This window comes from Allobosea sp. 01N443, from assembly GCF_056399325.1.
In genome coordinates, this window is record NZ_JBFTRC010000360.1 from 1 (window position 1) to 2,215 (window position 2,215).

General features: G+C 66.5%; 3 protein-coding genes. All 3 read right to left on the reverse strand.

Annotated features, from left to right (window positions below):
* Nucleotides 1-201: 201 nt before the first annotated feature.
* Nucleotides 202-1,104, reverse strand: coding sequence for a TIGR01459 family HAD-type hydrolase (locus AC1DRP_RS36290; RefSeq protein WP_441490872.1), 903 nt, complete (start codon nt 1,102-1,104; stop codon nt 202-204).
* Entirely contained in the window at nt 1,082-1,921 is an 840-nt protein-coding gene (gene phnE / locus AC1DRP_RS36295) for a phosphonate ABC transporter, permease protein PhnE (protein ID WP_244523542.1), read from the reverse strand. Before phnE ends, AC1DRP_RS36290 begins: the two co-directional genes overlap by 23 nt.
* A partial coding sequence (locus tag AC1DRP_RS36300; RefSeq protein WP_476771105.1) for an ABC transporter permease subunit occupies nt 1,918-2,215 on the reverse strand: 298 nt, incomplete at its 5' end. The genes phnE and AC1DRP_RS36300, both read right to left, overlap by 4 nt.

The following is a 2,215-nucleotide window of genomic DNA, read 5'->3' on the forward strand; positions in this document are numbered from 1 at the left end:
GTATACTAGTACACCAATTCCGGGCCGACTAGTTGAGGGAGCTTGACCTTAAGGAGGGGGACGGCTTCGCGGAGAGCATGACGGCGCGCGCCGCCAGGCCCTCAGGGCTTGGCAGCCTGCAAGCCGATGGCCTGAGAGCCAACGGATCGTCTGGCGGTGATGTGGACGGGGGTTGGCAGCGGCCGTGTCAGGGCGCGGCAATCACCACGCGAAGGAGGGCACGACGTAACCGGGCATCCATCCGGCCGTTGCAAAGAGCCTGGCGCAGCTCGCATGGTCGACCGTATCCGGTGTCGGCCAACCCAGATCCTGCCGATGAATGCCGCCGGCAATGAAGGCGACATCGATTCCGGCACCGGTTGCGCCGGCGACGTCATGCTCAAGCGAGTCGCCGACCGCGAGCACACGCCGCGGAGCCAGGCCGAGCCGCTGCAGGCTGCTGCGATAGATGCGCGGTTCGGGTTTGCCGTGATAGCGAACCCGCCCGCCAAGCCCGGCATAGCACCGGGCGACAAGTCCGGGCGCCTCATGCAGCGTGCCGTCGGCATGAACGCGGTAGAGATCGGGATTGCCGCAGATCATCGGCAGATCGCGGGCCACTGCAGCCTCGAGCGCCGGGCGCCAGCCGGCCAGCGATTGCTGCGGCGGGTTCATGCTCAGCATGAACAGGAAGTCGGCGGCCTCGGTGCTCTCGACCCTGGTCAGGCCCAGACCCTCGATCAGGTGGTCCTCGCCGTCGCGCGCAAACAGGAAGCAGCGGCGGCCGAGGTCGCGATAGAACGGATCCTGCTCGGTCAGCAGCGCGTCGCGGGCGTCGTCTCCGGCCGAAACGACATGGTCGAACAGCTCGCGGGCAAAGCCCATCCGGGCGAGTAGCTCCTCGTTTTCCCGAGCCCCACGGCCGGAATTGGAGAGGATGATGATCGCCTTTCCCGCCGAGCGCAGCCTCTGCAGGCAGTCGACTGCGCCGGGATAGGGGGTCGTGCCGTCATGCAGCACCCCCCACTGGTCGAGCAGGAAGCCGTCATAGCTCTGGGCGACCTCGGCGAGGCCGGAGAGATGGCTGACGGCGGCTCCGGTTTCAGGTGATACGTGAACGGACATAGGCGGAAAGCGCCTCGCTGATGATGATGATCGCCAGGATGGCAATGAGGATGACCAGGACCTGGCTCCAGGCGAACTGGTTGATCGAGGCGTAGAGCAGAAGCCCGATGCCGCCGGCGCCGACAAAGCCGAGCACGCTCGACTCCCGCACATTGATGTCCCAGCGATAGATCGATGTGCCGATCAGAACGGGCAGGATCTGGGGCAGGATGGCGATGCCGTAGATCTGGAAGGTGCCGGCGCCGGTGGCCTCCACCGCCTCGATCTGGCCGGCCTCGACCTCCTCGATCGCTTCGGCGACGAGCTTGGCGATGAAGCCGACCGAGCGGGCTGCGACCGCGCAGATGCCGGCAACCGGGCCGGGGCCGAAGATGGCGACGAAGAGAAGCCCCCAGATCACCGTGTTGATCGAGCGCGACAGCACGAGGATTGCGCGCCCGAGAAGCCAGGTTCCCTGGTTCAGCGTGGTGTTGCGTGCGGCCAGGAACGCGACCGGCAGCGCGAGCACGATCGAGATCATCGTGCCGAGCGTCGCGATATGGATCGTCTCGATCAGCGGACGCACGACAACCGGCAGATAGGACCAGCGCGGCGGCCACATCCGCTGGATCAGGTCGGCCGCCTGTTCATGCGCATCGGCAAAGAAGGCCCATTCGATGTCGAGTGCCGAAACCGACCAGACGGCTGCGAATGCGCCGCCGAGGAGCCAGAGCCACTGCGTCAGCCGCTCGCGCGGCGTATGGCGTTCCCACTGGTCGGGATAGATGCGCTTGGGCTGAGCCCCGCCATCCCGGCGCTGGTTTGCATTCGCCTTCACCTGAGCCTCCGCCGGGCCCAGTCGCTGAACCACTCGCCGAGCGCAACGAGCGCCGCGATGGTGAGCAGGATGGCGCTCGAGAAATCGAAATCGTAGCGGGAGAACGAGGCCGAGAGCGTCTGGCCGATGCCGCCGGCGCCGACGATGCCGATGACGGTGGAATGGCGCAGATTGGCGTCGAGCCGATAGATCAGCACGCCGAGCGATTTGACCATGACCTGCGGCACCACGGCGTAGCCGACGACCTGGCCAAAACTCGCGCCGGTGGCACGGATGGCCTCGACCGGGCCTTCC